Here is a 17500-nt window from a genome sequence, read left to right as displayed (position 1 = left end):
ACCTACAGAGAGATATCCACATGGTAAGCTGTATATTTTCTAACATTAATTACGCCATTATCCAGTATCAAGTACTGGCCTTTTATGCCCATCAAAGTGCCTTCAATTTGAGGATTTTTATCTACGTTATGAGAAACCACCTTAAGTGGATATTCTAGGACTGGGTACTTAATAGCCAAAGGTTCAACGCTTTCAGTTCGCTGGAGTGCTTCAAGACCAAACCGATTTTCAAGTTGCAGTAGATCTTGACAACAAAGCTCATAAAGAGAATCTCTAGCGCCAGCAAGGTCAATAGAAGGAATGGAACCCTTCAACATAGTGCGCCAATTAGTTCTATCTGATATGTGCTTGCGCAGAACATCTTCAACAAATCCAGATTGCTGGCGCGTTTTCACACGAAAAATTGGCAATGCTGCTATAGCTCCTTGATCAATCCAACGAGTCGGTAGTTGTGTTGCTCTTGTAATACCCACCTTAATGCCGGAAGAGTTCGCTAAGTAAACGATATGATCTACCATACAGTGATCCATACCCCAATCAGGCTCTCTGCAGGTGCCCGCATCGTAATGACATCTTTCTGGGCTCATGATACAAATATCACACTGAGCTAGACTGGCGAAACATGGGTAGCAATATCCTTGATTGAAGCTCTTGTTGCTACGCCGACCGCAATGGATGCAGTGAATCGACCCTGTAAACGAAAGCCTAATTACCTTACCCAGCTGCTCATTCAGAGAAATTAACTGGTCATCAACTGATAGCTGATAACGAACAGATTCTAATCCCGAAGAATCGGGTAATGTCGTCTTCATTTTTTTAAGATATCCAGAAAATTCAGGCAAAACCTAATCCTGCCACTTAATAGGCTGCTCAACATTTTCCTGCATGCTGCCGTTTCCTTCAGTAACGCCTGCATCACACAAATCTTTCTTTTTCTTTAAAGGGATATAACCCACACGATTTTCATGGGATTTATGCGCCGCGTCATAAGCTATCAAAACCTGCATGCTATACTCACGCTGCTCTTGGGTCAGCTTTAAGCCATTGGGCCATTTACCTAGCTCTACGGCAGACTGTATATTTTTATAAACTTCAGGAGAAATCGATTCAATGAGTTCTTCAAAATCCATGACTTACCTTAATCAATATCTTTTATTAAGCTTTCAGCAATATGAGATTATATCACTGCAAATAATTAGGTCTATTTCGACCATGAAGGACCCCTAAGGTAACACCACTAGCTAATCCGATGGCATGGGCTGCATTAGCAATGCTTACGTCCATAAAAAAATTTACAAGGCCGCTAATCCCTAAAATTAACCAAAAAAACATGAAGCCTATTAGGCCGCGGGGCACACTTAATTCTGAAACAGGTGATATTTTTTGACGAATCCAAATAAATCCTAGCAACCCATACACAACCCCAGACAAACCGCCAAACAATGCAGCGCCGCCCAGTAAATACTGCCCAATGTTAGAGCATGCTGCTATTAAGACTATGTACACAGCTAGCCTTGGACTGCCAAGAAAATATTCAATCTTTTGTCCTAAAACCCAAAACAATAAAGCATTAAAGATCAAATGAAAATACCCAAAATGTAAGAACACTGGGGTAACTAGCCTCCAGTATTCTGCATTATCAACACTGCTCGATATAGAGCTAAAAATAATAACATTATTATCCAAACTGTAGTCTTGTATTGTAAGCCAGTGGACCAAAAGGGGGAACCATTCAACAACTGAGGTCCCTATAACACTTAATAGTAAGACCATCACCACAATCGGAGCGTTGCTCAACTGCAGACTTAAACTGCGGCTATCAAACTGCAACATAGTATTTTTATCATCTGCCATTTACCAATAAACCCTTGTCATCTATTTCGATTACTTGAGCCCAGTCGACTACCCCAGCCTAACTTTGTGCGACAGGTTGCGTAAAAGCTATTGTCTGCTTGATGAATAAGCCTTAATGGCTGCATTTTTTTCTCAATACAAATGACATCGCCCGGCTGAGGGATGAGGTCATTTTGACCGTCACAAGTCACCATTGAGTGCTCATTACGCAACCCAAGCTTAATTTCTATGCTGCTATCTCCTCCCACTACAACAGGTCGACTGGACAATGTATGTGGATTCATGGGGACCAAGACAATGGCATCCAGGTTGGGGTGAAGAATAGGGCCACCGCCAGAAAGGGCATAAGCAGTAGAGCCAGTTGGTGTTGATACTATTAAACCATCAGATCGCTGACTATAAACAAACTGTTCATCTATGTATAACTCAAATTCCATCATCCGCAGGGAACTACCTGGATGTACCACAACATCATTGATTGCTTCGCCAGAATTTATTTTTTCACCTTTTCGAGAAAGTGAAATTTCAAGCAAGAAGCGGTTTGACACAATGTAATCGCCAGCTAAAACACGAATTAACTGATTTTCCATATCATCTGGCTGAATATCTGTTAAAAATCCCAACCTGCCCCTATTAACTCCGAGAAGCGGTATATTAAGCTCTGCCACACTTCTTCCTACACTTAGCATGCTGCCATCGCCGCCAACTACAACGACCAAATCCAACTTGAGCTCTTCGTCCAGATAATCAAAAACAGGTAATGTGTTGTTGGCAACTAACAACGCTGTCTTTGATTCCAAGGCAACTGAATAACCTTCTTTTTCTAAAAAACGACACAAGCGTTTTAAGGGCTCGGTTACCTCAGGAAGCTCCACATTAGCAATAAGTGCAATATGCTTAAAAGGTTTCATAATCAGCCGCCATAAAGTGAATTAAATGCTGCTTTCACCCCAAAGAGATTCAATGTAAGTATTATATAAAAAAGCCAAGTAGATTGTGCAGTTTGCGGTAAAAGGCTGCGTAGTTTAGGTAAATAATTGAGGATTTATGTATTATGAAAAAACAACATTAGCGCTAGCAGCAGCGTCAATTGTAGCTTATTTATCCGGACAGTATACGCTTAATGTTTTTATCACTATAGCACTCTAGGAATCTTTGATGTCAAGGGCTAAAAGCATAAATGGCGGACCGGACGGGACTCGAACCCGCGACCTCCGGCGTGACAGGCCGGCATTCTAACCAGCTGAACTACCGGTCCGTATATGCTTTCTTAGCTTGGTGGGTGGTACAGGGGTCGAACCTGTGACCTACGCCTTGTAAGGGCGTCGCTCTACCAACTGAGCTAACCACCCCCTTGAAAGAAGCCGCATTTTACCGGAATATGAGGTCTTGTCAAACATTTCAAGCTGTCTTGGTATATACATAAGAGAGACATCAACTTAAGATATAAAGCAATATATATTACAGAGAATTACATGGAAATTTTTAAAGATTTTACTTTTGAGGCTGCCCATTTTCTGCCCAATGTTCCTGATGAACATAAATGCAAAAGGCTGCACGGTCACTCATACCATGTGACTATACATATTGAAGGGGAAATAGATCCAACAAATGGTTGGGTGATGGATTTTAGTGAGCTAAAAAAGCATTTTAAACCAATACATGATCGGCTGGATCATCGCTTTTTAAACGACATAAGTGGGCTTGAAAACCCCACCAGTGAGAATCTGGCTCGATGGATATGGGGAGAAATGAAGTCAGAATTACCTACACTTTGTAAGGTTCAGGTAAGAGAAACTTGTACCTCCGGATGTATATATACGGGTAACTAGTCAGGTATCGAGCAAATTAATTTAATATATCATTCAAGGCTGACTGAATCTTTGGATATTGAAACTCGAATCCAGTTTCTAAGGCCTTCCTAGGTAAAGCTCGCTGCCCTGTCAGTAGAAGCTCTTGGGCCATTTCGCCAAATACAAAAAGCGCAATAACTGAAGGCATATTAAAAAATACAGGTCTTGATAATGTCTTGCCTAGCGCGCGAGTAAAATCTAAATTGGTTACAGGGTTTGGCGAGCAGGAATTTATACCCCCAACTATACCAGCATGATCAATGCAATGAAAAATAAGGTCAATTTGATCGTTTATATGAATCCATGGCATCCATTGCTTGCCGTCCCCCATCCTTCCACCTAGACCCGCCTTAAATGGCGGAACCATACGGGAAAGAGCGCCCTCTCCGTTGCCCAAAACTATACCAGTACGAAGATAGCAGACCCGAGACCCCAGTTCATCGAACTTGAAGGCGCTATCCTCCCATTTAGAACATAGATTATGACTATAGCCCTCACAGAAAGGAGTCTCTTCATCAAAAATTTTATCCCCGCCATGACCATAATATCCGACTGCAGAACCGCTAATAACAACTTCAGGCGCTAGACTCCTATCGCTAAAATATTTAAACAAATTATTGGTAACGCCAACACGACTATCAATAAATTTCTGTTTAAGACTCTTCGTCCACCTGCTAGAAACCAGTGGCTCGCCAGCTAAATTCAAAATACAGTGAATATTTTGACTTTCTGGCAATTCCTCCAAACTTTCTATTACCTTAACTTCAGGCAAACAGATTTTAGCTTTGTTAGCATTTCTAGATAATGCAATTATGGTGTAATGCTTTCTTACTGCTGATGCGCAAAAATTTCTTCCAATAAAGCCTGTAGCTCCCGTTACTAATATTGTTTTTTTTTCTATCATTGAGTGCACCAAGATAAGCTAGCCAGTAAATTAAAACTTATGCTGCATAATAATATGCTATAAAAAACGTAAGATTTCTTCGGTTTTGGATTCCATTAATTCACAAGTGATAGCTTCAACATTTAGCCTTACAACAGGTTCCGTATTGCTGCTTCTAAGATTAAATCTCCACCCCTCAAAAATCATACTTAATCCATCAAAATGATCCACCTCGACAGCTTTTTCATTATAGAAAATTTCTAAATCGTTCAGCTTTCCGGTTACATCTTTTATTTCACGGTTAATCTCACCGGAGCAAGGATATTTCTCCATTCTTGATTTTACCATTGAAGATAGACTCTTGCCTGAAACACCTAGCAGCTCAGCAGTTAGCAACCAAGGAATCATCCCGCTATCGCAATAAAAGAAATCACGAAAATAATGGTGTGCGCTCATTTCGCCACCATAAACCGCATCCTCCTTGCGCATTGCTTGCTTCATAAATGAATGCCCGCATTTGCTTTGCACTGGCGTACCACTAAAATCTTTACATATAGCCTGAGTGTTCCAAAACAAACGAGGATCATGAATAATTTTTTCATTTGGAAGTTTACGCAAGAAGGCTTCTGCTAGCAGACCAACCACATAATATCCTTCGATAAACTCTCCAGACTCATCAAACAAAAAACAACGATCAAAATCACCATCCCAGGCTATACCAAAATCTGCCTTATGCTTTCTTATCGCATTAGTTGTATGGTATCTATTTTCAAGCAAAAGGGGATTTGGTATTCCATTTGGAAAAGCGCCATCTGGTTCATGATGAATCTTAATAAATTCAAAAGGTAGGTGGGGCTCCAGAGCATCTAAAACTTTTCCAGCGCCACCATTACCAGAATTTATAACAATTTTTAGTGGCTTTAATTTAGAATCATCAATATAAGTGAGCAAATGAGCAACATAAGCGTCAAAACAGCTTGTTTTCTTATAGGATCCAAGAGCATCATCTTCAGGAGTAAGAAATATGCCTTCTTCGGCTATCTTTCGAATATCCAGCAATCCGGTATCACTGCTCACAGGTTTAGAGTGTTCCCTGACAAGCTTCAATCCGTTGTAGTCTATTGGGTTATGGCTAGCTGTCACCATAATGCCGCCATCTACTCCAAAGTAATTTGTAGCAAAGTAAATTTCCTCTGTGCCACAAAGTCCGATATCTATAACATGGACCCCCTCGTCTCTCAGACCATCAGTAAGAGCAGATTTCAAGGTAGCGCTTGAGTTTCTAACGTCCCCCCCCACAACCACTGCTGTTGGAGACAACCAGCGAGCATAAGCCCGACCAATTCGATAAACTATTTTTGGCGTCAGCTCATCATCTAGTTTTCCGCGAATATCGTATGCTTTAAAGCAATCTATTTTCATGGGTAATCCGAAAAAGAATTATCTAGCAATTTGATCTTAAGGTTATCTTATTATAAATAAGCGCACTGCATCCAAAAATACAATCAACGGGACTAAAGCTAAAAAATATAGCCAGCCTCAATAAGCAGATATTATTAGAAGTTGGTCGGGGCGGCCGGATTTGAACCGACGACCACTACACCCCCAGTGTAGTGCGCTACCAGGCTGCGCTACGCCCCGATGTTAAACCTAGAGTAGGCGCACATAATACAGAACGAGCAATGCAATTCAAGATGCCGTTACTATTTAGACTTTTTTAAATTTAACATGGCGTCTGTTAGGCTAGCTTTTGAGGTCTTGGAGGAGTGATTCAAGCTCACTAACTGTTTGATCAATAACTTGTCGAACTTGTGTCGCATCTTCTTTTGCTTCTCCGCCTGCTAATTTCTGGCGAGCTCCGTCAATAGTAAAGCCTTGCTGATAAAGCAGCGAGCGTATTTGACGAATCATTATCACATCTTGGCGCTGATAATAGCGTCGATTGCCACGCCTCTTAAGAGGGCTAAGACTAGGGAATTCTTGCTCCCAGTATCGCAATACATGGGGCTTAACTTTGCAAAGACCACCAGCCTCACCTATAGTGAAATAATTTTTACTAGGTATAGGCGGCAACTGCTCACTGCTAACTGATTCCAACATATCCTTCAACTCGGGATTTTAATTTTTGTCCTGACTTAAATGTGACGACTCGTCTGGCAGAAACAGCAACTGATTCTCCTGTCTTAGGATTGCGTCCTGGGCGACTTTTTTTATCGCGAATCTCAAAATTTCCAAAGCCAGACAACTTCACCTCTTTATTTTTTTCTAAAGATGATCTGATTTCCTCAAAAAACAACTCCACCATTTCCTTAGCCTCCCTTTTATTTAAACCAAGCTCGTTAAAGAGCATATCTGCAAGGTCAGCTTTAGTTAATGCCGTCATTATTGATCCCTAAGAATTCCTGAAAATTTTACTTCTATAGCTCTTGCAATAGAAGCAACAGCTTGATTTATCTCACTATCCTCAAGGGTGCGGGAAGTATCCCTAAAGGTCAAGCCCAAGGCAATACTTTTATTGTCAACCTTGATACCTTTTCCTTTATAAACATCAAATATTTTTATATCTATGAGTGTTTTCCCTGCCTCAGCCCTTACGGTCTTACATAAATCTCCCGCTGTAACATCTTCATGGACAATAAATGCCAAATCTCTTCTCACCTCAGGAAATTTGCTCACTTCAGCAAACCGAGGCAGCTTATCTTCAAGAATTGACTGCAGATGTACTTCAAATACAAAAATAGTTTGCGTGAGACCTAATATTTTTTGGACTGCAGGATGAACTTGTCCCAACCAGCCAACCAGATGTCCGTTACGCCTTATCTGTGCGCACTGACCAGAATGTAGGCAAGGGTGCTGCCCTTTGATGAATTCGAACTGCTCTGAGGCAGTATAAGGGCTTAATAATGACTGCACATCTCCTTTTAAATCAAAAAAATCTACCAATTCTGCATTAGTATGCCAGTTTTCTGGCATACGGTGTCCAGTGATGGCGCCGGCAATCATAGACTCTTGCTTTAAGCCGCTATCGCTAGGAGAAAAAACGAGCCCAGTTTCAAATAAACGAATCCTGCTCTGCTGTCGATTTAGGTTATGCCTGATAGCGGGCAGCAAACCAGACCATAGCGTTGTTCTCATCACAGACATATCACTAGAGATAGGATTAACTAAAGAGATCACTTCAGCGTCAGGTGTAAGTTGACGTTGTATTTCAGGGTCAACAAAGCAATATGTTATTGCCTCGTGGTAGCCACGAGCTATCAGCTGATTCCTTAAGCCTGGCAGCTCACGTCGAGTCTCTAAAAAACTTGTTATCGGAAGCTGAGCTGAGGGTGTCGCGACTGGTAAGTTTTCATAGCCATAGATCCTTGCCACCTCCTCAATCAGGTCAGCCTCAAGAGAAAGGTCAAAACGCCAACTGGGTGGACTGCAGTGCCAACCAATCCCTGATATTTTTCTTACAGCCAGCCCGAGCCTATTAAGTATATCCTCGACCTGGCTGCCTTCAATGGTCAGACCTAGCTGTTGTTCAAGTCTAGCATGCCTTAAAGTAATTTCAGTTTCTTGAAAAAGATCAGCCTTATTCTCAACAATGGAAATAGGACCAGCTCTACCTCCAGCGATCTCCAATAATAGAGCCGTGGCACGCTCAATAGCAACCTCTTGTAACCTTGGATCAACTCCACGCTCAAACCTGTGTGAAGCATCTGTATGCTTACCATAAGCTCGAGAACGGCCAGATATAGCAATTGGGTTGAAATAAGCGCTCTCGAGAAAAATATTACAAGTATTTGAGCTTACTGCCGTATTGTCACTACCCATAATTCCAGCCATGGCTACAACTTTATCTTTATCGGCAACGACAAGAGTATCCGGAGTTAATACTACTTTGGAGCCATCCAATAAACTTAGCATTTCTCCCTTTTTAGCCATCCGGACCAAGACCCCTCCATTAAGCTTATCCAAATCAAAAGCATGCATGGGCTGCCCTAGCTCAAGCATTACATAATTTGTAACATCTACGACTGCATCTGTACTACGCAGCCCACTTCGTCTAAGTTTTTCCTGAAGCCACAATGGTGAGCTTACGGTCATGTCTACATTTTTTATAATCCTTCCCGCATAGCGTGAGCAAGCCTCACTCTCATCTACCTGGATAGAAAAAGTATCAGTAATACTGGAGCTAACAGACAAAAAACAAGGCTCGGAAAAAGGGACTAAATTTAAGACAGCGGCTTCACGAGCAACACCTCGCACACTAAGGCAGTCGCCTCTATTGGGGGTAAGATCTATATCAATAATTTTATCATTCAGTTTTAAGTAGTCGCGAAGATTGAGACCTACAGGGGCGTCTAAAGGTAGCTCTAGTAGACCCTTTGATTTATCAGACAGGCCCAGTTCATCAGCACCACAAAGCATTCCAAATGACTCAACATCACGAAGTTTAGCCAGCTTTATCTTAACGCTACCTGGAAGTCTAGCGCCGACAACAGCAAAAGGAACTTTTATCCCTTGGCGTACATTGACCGCACCACAAACAACCTGTGTAACATCTTCCGGCTTGATTGAAACTTGGCATATTTTTAGATTGTCAGCATTAGGGTGCGGCTCTACCGACAAAACATGGCCAACTAATACATTTTGAAAATCAGGAGCAGCATCTTCAACAGCATCAACCTCCAATCCAGCCATAGTTAGCTGGGAAATTAGCTCTTCTGTATCGACAGGAAGATCAACCCATTCTCGTAACCAAGATTCACTCAATTTCATTGATTTGTTGCCTAAAATAATTTATTAAAAAATTTAAATTAAGAATGCTATGCTGGCAGACTATTTTTTAAAATTGCCGTAAAAATTGTAAGTCGCTTTCAAAAAATAAACGCAAATCTGTTACGCCATAACGGAGCATGGCCAACCTCTCAACACCCATTCCAAAAGCAAAACCAGAATATTTTTCGGGATCTACATTGCAATGAGACAATACTGTTGGGTGAACCATCCCGCAACCCATAACTTCTAGCCAGCCAGTATTTTTGCAGATACGGCACCCTTTTCCTTTACAGTTAGTACACTGCAGGTCAACTTCTGCAGAGGGCTCAGTAAAAGGAAAGTAAGAAGGACGAAAACGCACAGGTAAATCTTCCTCAAAGAATGCTTTTAAAAATTGATCAATTGTACCTTTCAGGTCTGCCATGCTGATATTTTCATCTAAAATCAAACCTTCGACTTGATGAAACATAGGAGTATGCGTCAAATCAGAATCACAACGATATACACGTCCTGGGCAAATAATGCGTATTGGAGGCTCTTGAGATTTCATAGTCCTCACCTGAACAGGAGAAGTATGAGTCCTTAAAACTTTATTCTGGCCAACATAAAATGTATCATGCATTGCCCGAGCAGGGTGATGCGCAGGTATGTTTAAAGCCTCAAAATTATGGTAATCATCTTCAATTTCCGGGCCCTTTTCGATTTTATAACCTATACGTAAGAAGAAAGACTCAATACGCTCCATGGTATGCGTAACAAGATGTAAAGAGCCTCTCTCATCACTCCGACCGGGCAACGTAATGTCTATCGATTCTTTTGCTAGCTGTGACTCAATGGCGTTATATTCAATAGCTTGTCGCTTCAAGTCAATTTCTGCCAAGATCCTCTGTTTTACAGCATTTATTCGAGCCCCCGCTTTAGGTCTTTCTTCGGGAGATAGGCTGCCCAGCTCCTTAAGAAGACTTGTAAGTAAACCTTTTTTACCCAGGTAATCCACTTTAGTCTGTTCAAGAGACTTAAGATCAGGCGCCCTATTCACAGCATTACTCGCTTCACTCTCAAGAATCTCGATATTTTTCATTCTCTACCTCAGTACAGGCTTAATTCTAAAAAAAAGGGAAAGAGCAAAAGCCCTTTCCCTTTTATATTGCCATTATTTTGCATTACTTAACATAGATGCTAGGCAAGAGCTGCCTTCGCTTGCTCCGCGACAGCAGCAAAAGCTATCTTGTCATGGATGGCAAGATCAGCCAAAACACGGCGATCAAGATCAATATTCGCTTTCTTGAGGCCGGCTATCAAGCGACTATAACTTATACCCTCAGAACGTGATTGCGCATTGATACGAGTAATCCAGAGTGCTCTAAATGTACGTTTTTTTACACGGCGATCACGGTATGCATACTGGCCTGCTTTAGTGACTGCCTGTGTCGCAACACGAAATACACGGCTACGAGCACCATAATACCCCTTAGCTAGTTTTAGAATTTTTTTATGACGACGGTGTGCTGTTACACCTCTTTTTACGCGTGGCATCTTTTATCCTCTCAATAAATTAATTAGCTAGTTCAGTCGCGAAGCATGCGCTGGATTAATGGAGCGTCTGAAACACCCATAATCGTTGTTCCACGCAAATTGCGTTTACGCTTTTGTGACATTTTTGTGAGGATATGACTTCTATTAGCATGCTTGTGCTTATAGCCTGCGCTCGTTTTTTTAAAGCGCTTAGCAGCGCCGCTATGTGTCTTTGCTTTTGGCATTTTAGTTCTCCGTTTAGACGGGGTTTAAATAAAAAGAAGCTCACTCCCGGACAGTCTGCCAAGGGCTGAACGCGGGTAATGCATGTATTGCTTCTTCAGTGTTTTTACTGTTAAATTTTATTTTTTCTTCGATCTTGGAGCTATAACCATAGTGAACTGCCTGCCCTCCATTTTAGGGAATTGTTCGACAGCGCCAATTTCATCGAGATCTGTCTCGATACGCTTAAGCATTTGCATTCCTAGCTCTTGATGGGCCATCTCTCTACCACGAAATCTAAGCGTTACTTTGGCTTTATCTCCATTTTCTAAAAATCGAGTCATATTTCGTAATTTTATTTCATAGTCGCCTACATCTGTTCCAGGTCGAAATTTCATCTCTTTAACTTGAGTTTGTTTTTGTTTTTTTCGCTGAACTGCTTGTTGTTTTTTGACTTCAAACAATTTTTTACCGTAATCCATAATCTTACAAACTGGTGGTTCAGCATCTGGAGAAATCTCCACCAAATCCAAGCCTGCAGTTTGGGCTTGCTTTAAGGCTTCGTCAATTGAAGCGATACCTGCTTGCTCACCATCGGCATCAATGAGACGGACTTCCTGAGCTTCTATTTCTTCATTCATAAGGGAGCGCTTCACTGAACCCTTTCCGTAAGCTTTCTTAATAATTTATTCTCCAAGCATTAATTTTCAAAATTCATACGTCCGCGAAGTGAAATATCTCTCTCCAGCAGCATAACAAAGCTAGAGATCTCCATAGCCCCGAGGTCTTTTCCGTTCGAAGAGCGAACAGTAACTGTCTGGGACTCGACCTCTTTATCGCCTATAACTAACAAATAGGGGATTTTCTGAATTGTGTGCTCGCGGATTTTAAAGCCGATCTTCTCGTTTCTCAAGTCATTTTCGATACGAAAGCCTTTGTTTTTCAAGGAATCGACTAAATCTATCACATATTTGGCCTGACTATCTGTAATATTCATCACTACAGCTTGGCAGGGAGACAGCCATACTGGGAAATTACCCTCATAGTGCTCTATTAAAATCCCTATGAATCTTTCAAAAGAACCTAGTATTGCCCTATGCAACATAACAGGTACTTTTCTGGATCCATCTTCTGACACATACTGTGCGCCTAGCCTCTCAGGCATAGAAAAATCCACCTGTATGGTTCCACACTGCCATATACGCCCAAGGCAGTCTTTAAGAGAGAATTCAATTTTTGGGCCATAAAATGCCCCTTCTCCTGGTAGCAGATCATAATCCAGATTTTTTGAACTCAAAGCTTTTATGAGAGAATCTTCGGCCTTATCCCAAACCTCGTCACTGCCCACTCTGCTTTCAGGGCGAGTTGAAAGCCTAATAATAATATCATCAAAACCAAAATCCCTGTAAACCGAAAATAGCAAGTCAGTAAACGTAGCCACTTCATCTAGAATTTGAGATTCGGTACAAAATATATGGGCGTCATCTTGGACAAAACCCCTGACTCGCATCAAACCCTGCAACGTACCTGAAGCTTCATCACGATGACAAGAGCCAAATTCAGCTAGCCTTAGAGGTAAATCGCGATAACTTTTTAGCCCCTGGTTAAAAATCTGTACATGACAAGGGCAGTTCATTGGCTTTACTGCAAAATCATCAGCTTCAGATTGCACGGTAAACATATTTTCACGAAATTTATCCCAATGCCCAGATTTTTCCCAAAGAGATCTAGCTACAATTAATGGGGTCCTAATCTCTTGGTAACCGTTCAAGCGCTGTATATCACGCATATAGCTTTCAATTACAGTATAGATGCTCCACCCCTTAGGGTGCCAGAAAATCATGCCTGGAGCTTCTTCCTGCAGATGAAATAAATTAAATTTCTTCGCTAACTTTCGATGATCTCTTTTTTCCGCCTCTTCAAGCTGATAAAGATAAGATTGTAATTCTTTTTTGCTTCTCCATGCTGTACCGTATATACGTTGTAACATCTGGTTTTTTGCGTCGCCCCGCCAATAGGCGCCAGCAACCTTCATTAGCTTAAAATGCTTCAACTTTCCTAATGACGGAACATGGGGACCACGACAAAGATCTTCAAACTCATTCTGCCTATACAGAGACAGCGTTTGATCAGAAGGGATATCTTCAATAATTTCTGCTTTAAATTTCTCACCAAGACTCAAAAAGTGACTTACAGCATCGTCACGTCCCAGTTCTCGCCTAACCACAATAGCGTCTTCGGCCACCAGGCTGCTCATTTTTTTTTCTATAGCATCTAAATCTTGTGGCGTAAAAGGTCTTTCATACGAAAAATCATAATAGAAACCGTTCTCTATAACAGGGCCAATTGTAACCTGAACCTCTGGAAATAAAATCTTTACTGCCTGTGCCATTAAATGAGCCGTACTATGACGAATTATTTCAAGCCCTTCTTCGGACTTGCTGGTGACAATTGATAGTTCTGCGTCAGATTCAATAACATGAGACAAATCAAACAACATACCATCAACTTTTCCTGCTAAAGCATCGCTAGCAAGACCTGGACCGATATCAGCTGCTACGTCATAAACGCTTATTGGAGATGGATAGCTGCGCTGACTGGAGTCAGGAAGAGTGATAATAAACATTACATGTGTCCTTTCCAGTGGTGACCGCTACCAAGGGTCACGTGGTAAATGCTATATCTTACACATATAGCATTCTATGAGAAAGTTGCCATTCTACCTGCTTAAAAGAGAGAATCAAGAGAGCTTATCCGTTTACGGGCTATTATGTAGAGAGTTGGAAATTTACTTGTCACGATGCCACTGCGCTGTTAAATTACGCGCCTCTTGCAGAATGACACATAGCAAGTGGGAAATAGCAGGCACGTAGCTCAGGGGTTAGAGCACCACCTTGACATGGTGGGGGTCGGTGGTTCGAATCCACTCGTGCCTACCAATGATTATTTAATAAATGCGCACTTTTTTCATCATCAAGCAAGCCCGTCAACTATTTCCTTTAAGCAAGCAACTTCGTCACGTATGCTTGCGGCAACTTCAAAATCCAAATTTTTTGCGCTTAAAAACATTTTTTCTTCTAACACAGTGATTTTTTTCCATATGTCGGACTCACTGTGAAGGCCTGACCTATCAAGCAAATTAACTTCATTCAAATCTGTGATCTTGCGTGGCTTCTTCCCAGGAATTACAGCTGCACCATCCATTATATCTGTTACTGATTTTACAATTCCCTTGGGGGTAATATCATGATCTTTATTGTACTGAATCTGCGCCGCACGACGATTTTCCGTTTCTTTTATAGCTCTATCCATTGAGCCGGTTATTTTGTCTGCATAAAGAATGGCTCTTCCTTCCACATGTCTTGCTGCTCGACCAATTGTCTGAATCATTGACTGCTCTGAACGCAAGAATCCTTCTTTGTCAGCATCAAAAATAGCCACTAAGGCCACTTCTGGAATGTCTAATCCTTCTCTCAGTAAGTTTATACCCACAAGAACATCGAATTTTCCTAAACGTAAATCCCTTATGATCTCTATTCTTTCTACGGTATCTATGTCTGAATGAAGGTAGCGCACTCGAACATTATGGTCACTAAGGTAATCAGTAAAATCTTCGGCCATACGCTTGGTTAATACAGTAATTAGTATTCTTTGTTGCTTCGCTACACATATATTAATCTCAGACAATACATCATCAACCTGAGAGACTGCCGGTCGCACAAAAATCTCAGGATCAAGCAGGCCAGTAGGTCGAACAACCTGACGAACTATTTGCCCTTCAGTAGCCGACTCATATCTGCTAGGAGTCGCAGAAACAAAGATCATCTGTGGAGCCAAATTTTCCCATTCATCAAACCTTAACGGCCGATTATCAAGCGCTGAGGGAAGACGAAAGCCATACTCTACCAATGTCTCCTTTCGTGAACGATCCCCTTTGTACATCGCCCCCAGCTGAGGAATGGTTACATGTGACTCGTCGACTACCAGCAAAGCATCATTAGGCAAGTAGTCGAACAATGTAGGAGGAGGGTCCCCTTGCTCCCTTCCAGAAAGATATCGAGAATAATTTTCAATACCATTACAGTAGCCAAGCTCAGACATCATCTCGATGTCGTAACAAGTCCGTTCTCGTAACCTCTGCTCCTCAACTAATTTATGAACAGACCTTAGTTGCTCCAGTCGCACTGCAAGCTCTTCTTTTATTTTATCAATAGAATCATGTATCACTTGTCGAGGTGTCACATAATGTGACTTTGGGTATACAGTTATTCGAGGTACGCGTCTTAAAACTTCACCAGTTAAAGGATCAAATAATGAGATATTTTCAACGACATCATCGAAAGTTTCTATTCTGACTGCCTCCTGCGCAGAATCAGCAGGATATATATCAATAACATCGCCGCGAACACGATAAGTTGAACGCTGAAAAACAGCATCATTTCTTGTGTATTGCAGCTCAGCTAGGCGACGCAAAATTGATCGCTGGTCTATTAAATCGCCCCTGACCAAGTGGAGCAACATTTTCATATAGGAAGCAGGGTCCCCTAATCCATAAATAGATGAAACTGTAGCCACAACAATAACATCCTTGCGCTCCAGCAAAGCTTTGGTCGCCGATAGTCGCATTTGCTCTATATGCTGATTGACGGAAGCATCTTTTTCAATAAAAGTACCAGACGATGGCACATAAGCTTCTGGCTGATAGTAATCATAATAAGATACGAAATATTCAACGGCATTATTAGGGAAAAAATCCCTAAACTCACCATAAAGCTGGGCAGCTAAAGTTTTATTGTGAGCAAGGACGATTGTAGGTCGCTGCACTTTATCTATGACATTCGCGATAGTAAAGGTCTTGCCTGACCCAGTAACACCTAGCAATGTTTGCGCTGCCAATCCTGACTCAAGACCTTCTATTAGCTGTTTAATCGCTAAAGGCTGGTCTCCTGCTGGAACATAAGAGCTTACCAAATTAAATAATTTTGACACTAATACAGCCTTATATTAAAAAGATAAAGAGTTAGCTCTATTATAGGCTATAAGTGCCTATAAGTTGATGTGGGATTAAGGTTGACTCACTCTTTGTCGATATATAAGATACCCGCGTCATAACGATCCGCCTTAGCTCAGTTGGTAGAGCAAATGACTGTTAATCATTGGGTCGCTGGTTCGAGCCCAGCAGGCGGAGCCAAACAAAAAACGTATGTAAATTTAGCTTCTACATGCACTTATAGGCGATCTTAGGATCGCCTTTTTATTTCTCCCATCATCGCTCTCTACCGACTGTGCTATATTTTATTTAGATTTTTGGAGTCTAGTTTAGAAAAGAGAGCCTCTAAAGAATACTTATGAGATCTCATCAATTATGAGCTTTAATGCTTCAGCAGGATTTAACGCCTGGGTAATTGGGCGGCCAACTACCAAATAACTACTTCCGCTAACCATAGCTTCGGAGGGCGTAAAAATTCGACGCTGGTCGTCTGACTTAGCTGCAATGGCGCGTATACCCGGAGTGACTAAGATAAAGTCTTCGCCGCAGGCCTTGCGCAATTCTTTAACTTCTCCAGCTGATGAAACCACACCGTCCATACCTGAATTTTTGGCAAGAGCAGCGAGTCGAAGTGCTTGTTCTCCAGGGGTCAAGGAAATGCCAACATCACTTAAATCATCACTAGAAAAACTAGTTAAAACTGTCACAGCGACAAGCAGCATGTCACTATTATTTTTTTCTAATGTATTTTTTGCTTCCTCCATCATCCTCTTTCCGCCAGAAGCATGAACATCTGTCATCCAGACACCCATATCTGCAGCAACACCAATAGCACCAGAGACCGTATTGGGGATATCATAGAATTTAAGATCAAGAAAGATATCAAAACCTTTTTTGATGAGATCTGAAACAACTTCTGGGCCGGCATGGGTAAACAGTTCTTTACCAACCTTGAGCCTGCAAAGTGATGGCGTAACTGAATCAGCGAACCTGATGACATCTTTGGTGTCGCTATAATCAAGAGCAACAATAATCTTTGGATCGCTAGTCTTCATTATTTTTCTTCCTTGATATCCGCTATGGAGGATTTTAACTTAACATACTGTCTATCAGCTCTTCGTAATCTATAATTTAATCTAATTAAGGTCGAAGAGGTGACTAGCAGTGAAGCTATACATCCCATTGAGAAGCTTCCAAGCAACCACAACCCAAGGGGTAAAGTGTTCGACGCAAAGCCAAAAATCTTGAAAGATGCCGGGTCTGGATTATCGATGACAATCCAGGCTCCCAAAGCGACAGAAATAAAAGTAATGAGCAACCATAAAATATTTTTTAGTGCTGACACGAGAACTCCAAGAAGAACCTAAAAGGAGAGCCTTTTCCTCTACTGCAACAAAGATATTTTTGGCTTTGCTT

General features: G+C 41.5%; 18 protein-coding genes and 5 tRNA genes. 3 read left to right on the top strand and 20 right to left on the bottom strand.

Features of this window, described 5'->3' with window-relative positions; translation table 11 throughout:
• Nucleotides 1-2: 2 nt before the first annotated feature.
• From ABXT41_RS02955 to ABXT41_RS02930, 6 genes are all read right to left on the bottom strand, one after another.
• Nucleotides 3-812 (bottom strand): DUF2797 domain-containing protein, encoded by an 810-nt coding sequence (locus ABXT41_RS02955; protein ID WP_415391335.1) that lies wholly within the window; start codon nt 810-812, stop codon nt 3-5.
• A gap of 33 nt (nt 813-845) precedes the next feature.
• On the bottom strand, nt 846-1130 hold the full coding sequence (locus tag ABXT41_RS02950) for a YeaC family protein (RefSeq protein WP_415391334.1): 285 nt from the start codon (nt 1128-1130) through the stop codon (nt 846-848).
• A gap of 52 nt (nt 1131-1182) precedes the next feature.
• Nucleotides 1183-1854 carry a rhomboid family intramembrane serine protease gene (locus ABXT41_RS02945; RefSeq protein ID WP_415391333.1) on the bottom strand — a complete coding sequence of 224 codons (672 nt, stop codon included), beginning with the start codon at nt 1852-1854 and terminating at the stop codon, nt 1183-1185.
• 17 nt (nt 1855-1871) lie between these two features.
• Nucleotides 1872-2765, bottom strand: a complete 894-nt coding sequence (locus tag ABXT41_RS02940) for an NAD(+) kinase (RefSeq protein WP_415391332.1) — start codon at nt 2763-2765, stop codon at nt 1872-1874.
• Between the two features lie 270 nt (nt 2766-3035).
• A tRNA-Asp gene (locus ABXT41_RS02935) sits at nt 3036-3112 on the bottom strand.
• Between the two features lie 18 nt (nt 3113-3130).
• Nucleotides 3131-3206, bottom strand: a tRNA-Val gene (locus tag ABXT41_RS02930).
• 123 nt (nt 3207-3329) lie between these two features.
• Here ABXT41_RS02930 and queD point away from each other — a divergent pair.
• Nucleotides 3330-3686: a 6-carboxytetrahydropterin synthase QueD gene (gene queD, locus ABXT41_RS02925; RefSeq protein WP_415391331.1), complete on the top strand. Its 357-nt coding sequence runs from the start codon at nt 3330-3332 to the stop codon at nt 3684-3686.
• 16 nt (nt 3687-3702) lie between these two features.
• On the opposite strand, the gene ABXT41_RS02920 is transcribed toward queD, so the two are convergent.
• The 11 genes from ABXT41_RS02920 to thrS all read right to left on the bottom strand — a co-directional run bounded on the left by ABXT41_RS02920 (nt 3703) and on the right by thrS (nt 13720).
• Nucleotides 3703-4611, bottom strand: a complete 909-nt coding sequence (locus ABXT41_RS02920) for a TIGR01777 family oxidoreductase (protein WP_415391330.1) — start codon at nt 4609-4611, stop codon at nt 3703-3705.
• A 57-nt stretch (nt 4612-4668) separates the two neighbouring features.
• Entirely contained in the window at nt 4669-6012 is a 1344-nt protein-coding gene (locus tag ABXT41_RS02915; protein WP_415391329.1) for a phosphomannomutase CpsG, read from the bottom strand.
• Nucleotides 6013-6154: 142 nt separating this feature from the next.
• Nucleotides 6155-6231: transfer RNA gene (locus ABXT41_RS02910), tRNA-Pro, on the bottom strand.
• A gap of 102 nt (nt 6232-6333) precedes the next feature.
• Nucleotides 6334-6690: a MerR family transcriptional regulator gene (locus tag ABXT41_RS02905; RefSeq protein WP_415391328.1), complete on the bottom strand. Its 357-nt coding sequence runs from the start codon at nt 6688-6690 to the stop codon at nt 6334-6336.
• Nucleotides 6674-6973, bottom strand: coding sequence for an integration host factor subunit alpha (locus tag ABXT41_RS02900; protein WP_415391327.1), 300 nt, complete (start codon nt 6971-6973; stop codon nt 6674-6676). Before ABXT41_RS02900 ends, ABXT41_RS02905 begins: the two co-directional genes overlap by 17 nt.
• Nucleotides 6973-9357, bottom strand: coding sequence for a phenylalanine--tRNA ligase subunit beta (gene pheT / locus ABXT41_RS02895; RefSeq protein WP_415391326.1), 2385 nt, complete (start codon nt 9355-9357; stop codon nt 6973-6975). Before pheT ends, ABXT41_RS02900 begins: the two co-directional genes overlap by 1 nt.
• Before the next feature lie 67 nt (nt 9358-9424).
• Nucleotides 9425-10438, bottom strand: coding sequence for a phenylalanine--tRNA ligase subunit alpha (gene pheS / locus ABXT41_RS02890; RefSeq protein ID WP_415391325.1), 1014 nt, complete (start codon nt 10436-10438; stop codon nt 9425-9427).
• Between the two features lie 98 nt (nt 10439-10536).
• Entirely contained in the window at nt 10537-10893 is a 357-nt protein-coding gene (gene rplT, locus ABXT41_RS02885) for a 50S ribosomal protein L20 (RefSeq protein WP_415391324.1), read from the bottom strand.
• Nucleotides 10894-10925: 32 nt separating this feature from the next.
• On the bottom strand, nt 10926-11117 hold the full coding sequence (gene rpmI, locus ABXT41_RS02880; protein WP_415391323.1) for a 50S ribosomal protein L35: 192 nt from the start codon (nt 11115-11117) through the stop codon (nt 10926-10928).
• A 117-nt stretch (nt 11118-11234) separates the two neighbouring features.
• Nucleotides 11235-11735, bottom strand: coding sequence for a translation initiation factor IF-3 (infC, locus tag ABXT41_RS02875; protein ID WP_415391443.1), 501 nt, complete (start codon nt 11733-11735; stop codon nt 11235-11237).
• A 59-nt stretch (nt 11736-11794) separates the two neighbouring features.
• Nucleotides 11795-13720 carry a threonine--tRNA ligase gene (thrS, locus tag ABXT41_RS02870; protein WP_415391322.1) on the bottom strand — a complete coding sequence of 642 codons (1926 nt, stop codon included), beginning with the start codon at nt 13718-13720 and terminating at the stop codon, nt 11795-11797.
• Between the two features lie 237 nt (nt 13721-13957).
• Here thrS and ABXT41_RS02865 point away from each other — a divergent pair.
• Nucleotides 13958-14033 (top strand) — tRNA-Val (locus tag ABXT41_RS02865).
• Between the two features lie 34 nt (nt 14034-14067).
• On the opposite strand, the gene uvrB is transcribed toward ABXT41_RS02865, so the two are convergent.
• Nucleotides 14068-16083, bottom strand: coding sequence for an excinuclease ABC subunit UvrB (gene uvrB, locus ABXT41_RS02860; RefSeq protein ID WP_415391321.1), 2016 nt, complete (start codon nt 16081-16083; stop codon nt 14068-14070).
• 126 nt (nt 16084-16209) lie between these two features.
• Between uvrB and ABXT41_RS02855 the strand changes: the two genes are divergently transcribed.
• Nucleotides 16210-16285: transfer RNA gene (locus ABXT41_RS02855), tRNA-Asn, on the top strand.
• Nucleotides 16286-16440: 155 nt separating this feature from the next.
• Here ABXT41_RS02855 and pyrF read toward each other — a convergent pair.
• The gene (gene pyrF / locus ABXT41_RS02850) at nt 16441-17139 is read right to left on the bottom strand and encodes an orotidine-5'-phosphate decarboxylase (protein WP_415391320.1); all 699 of its coding nucleotides are present in this window, start codon (nt 17137-17139) and stop codon (nt 16441-16443) included.
• Nucleotides 17139-17429, bottom strand: a complete 291-nt coding sequence (locus ABXT41_RS02845) for a lipopolysaccharide assembly protein LapA domain-containing protein (protein WP_415391319.1) — start codon at nt 17427-17429, stop codon at nt 17139-17141. The genes pyrF and ABXT41_RS02845 overlap by 1 nt, the downstream gene beginning before the upstream one ends.
• Nucleotides 17430-17500: the final 71 nt, after the last annotated feature.

Origin of the sequence: Porticoccus sp. Uisw_050_02, assembly GCF_047729555.1 — a bacterium.
In the GTDB taxonomy this organism is placed as follows: Bacteria; Pseudomonadota; Gammaproteobacteria; order Pseudomonadales; family Porticoccaceae; genus Porticoccus.
This window is presented reverse-complemented; position numbering and strand designations above follow the sequence as displayed.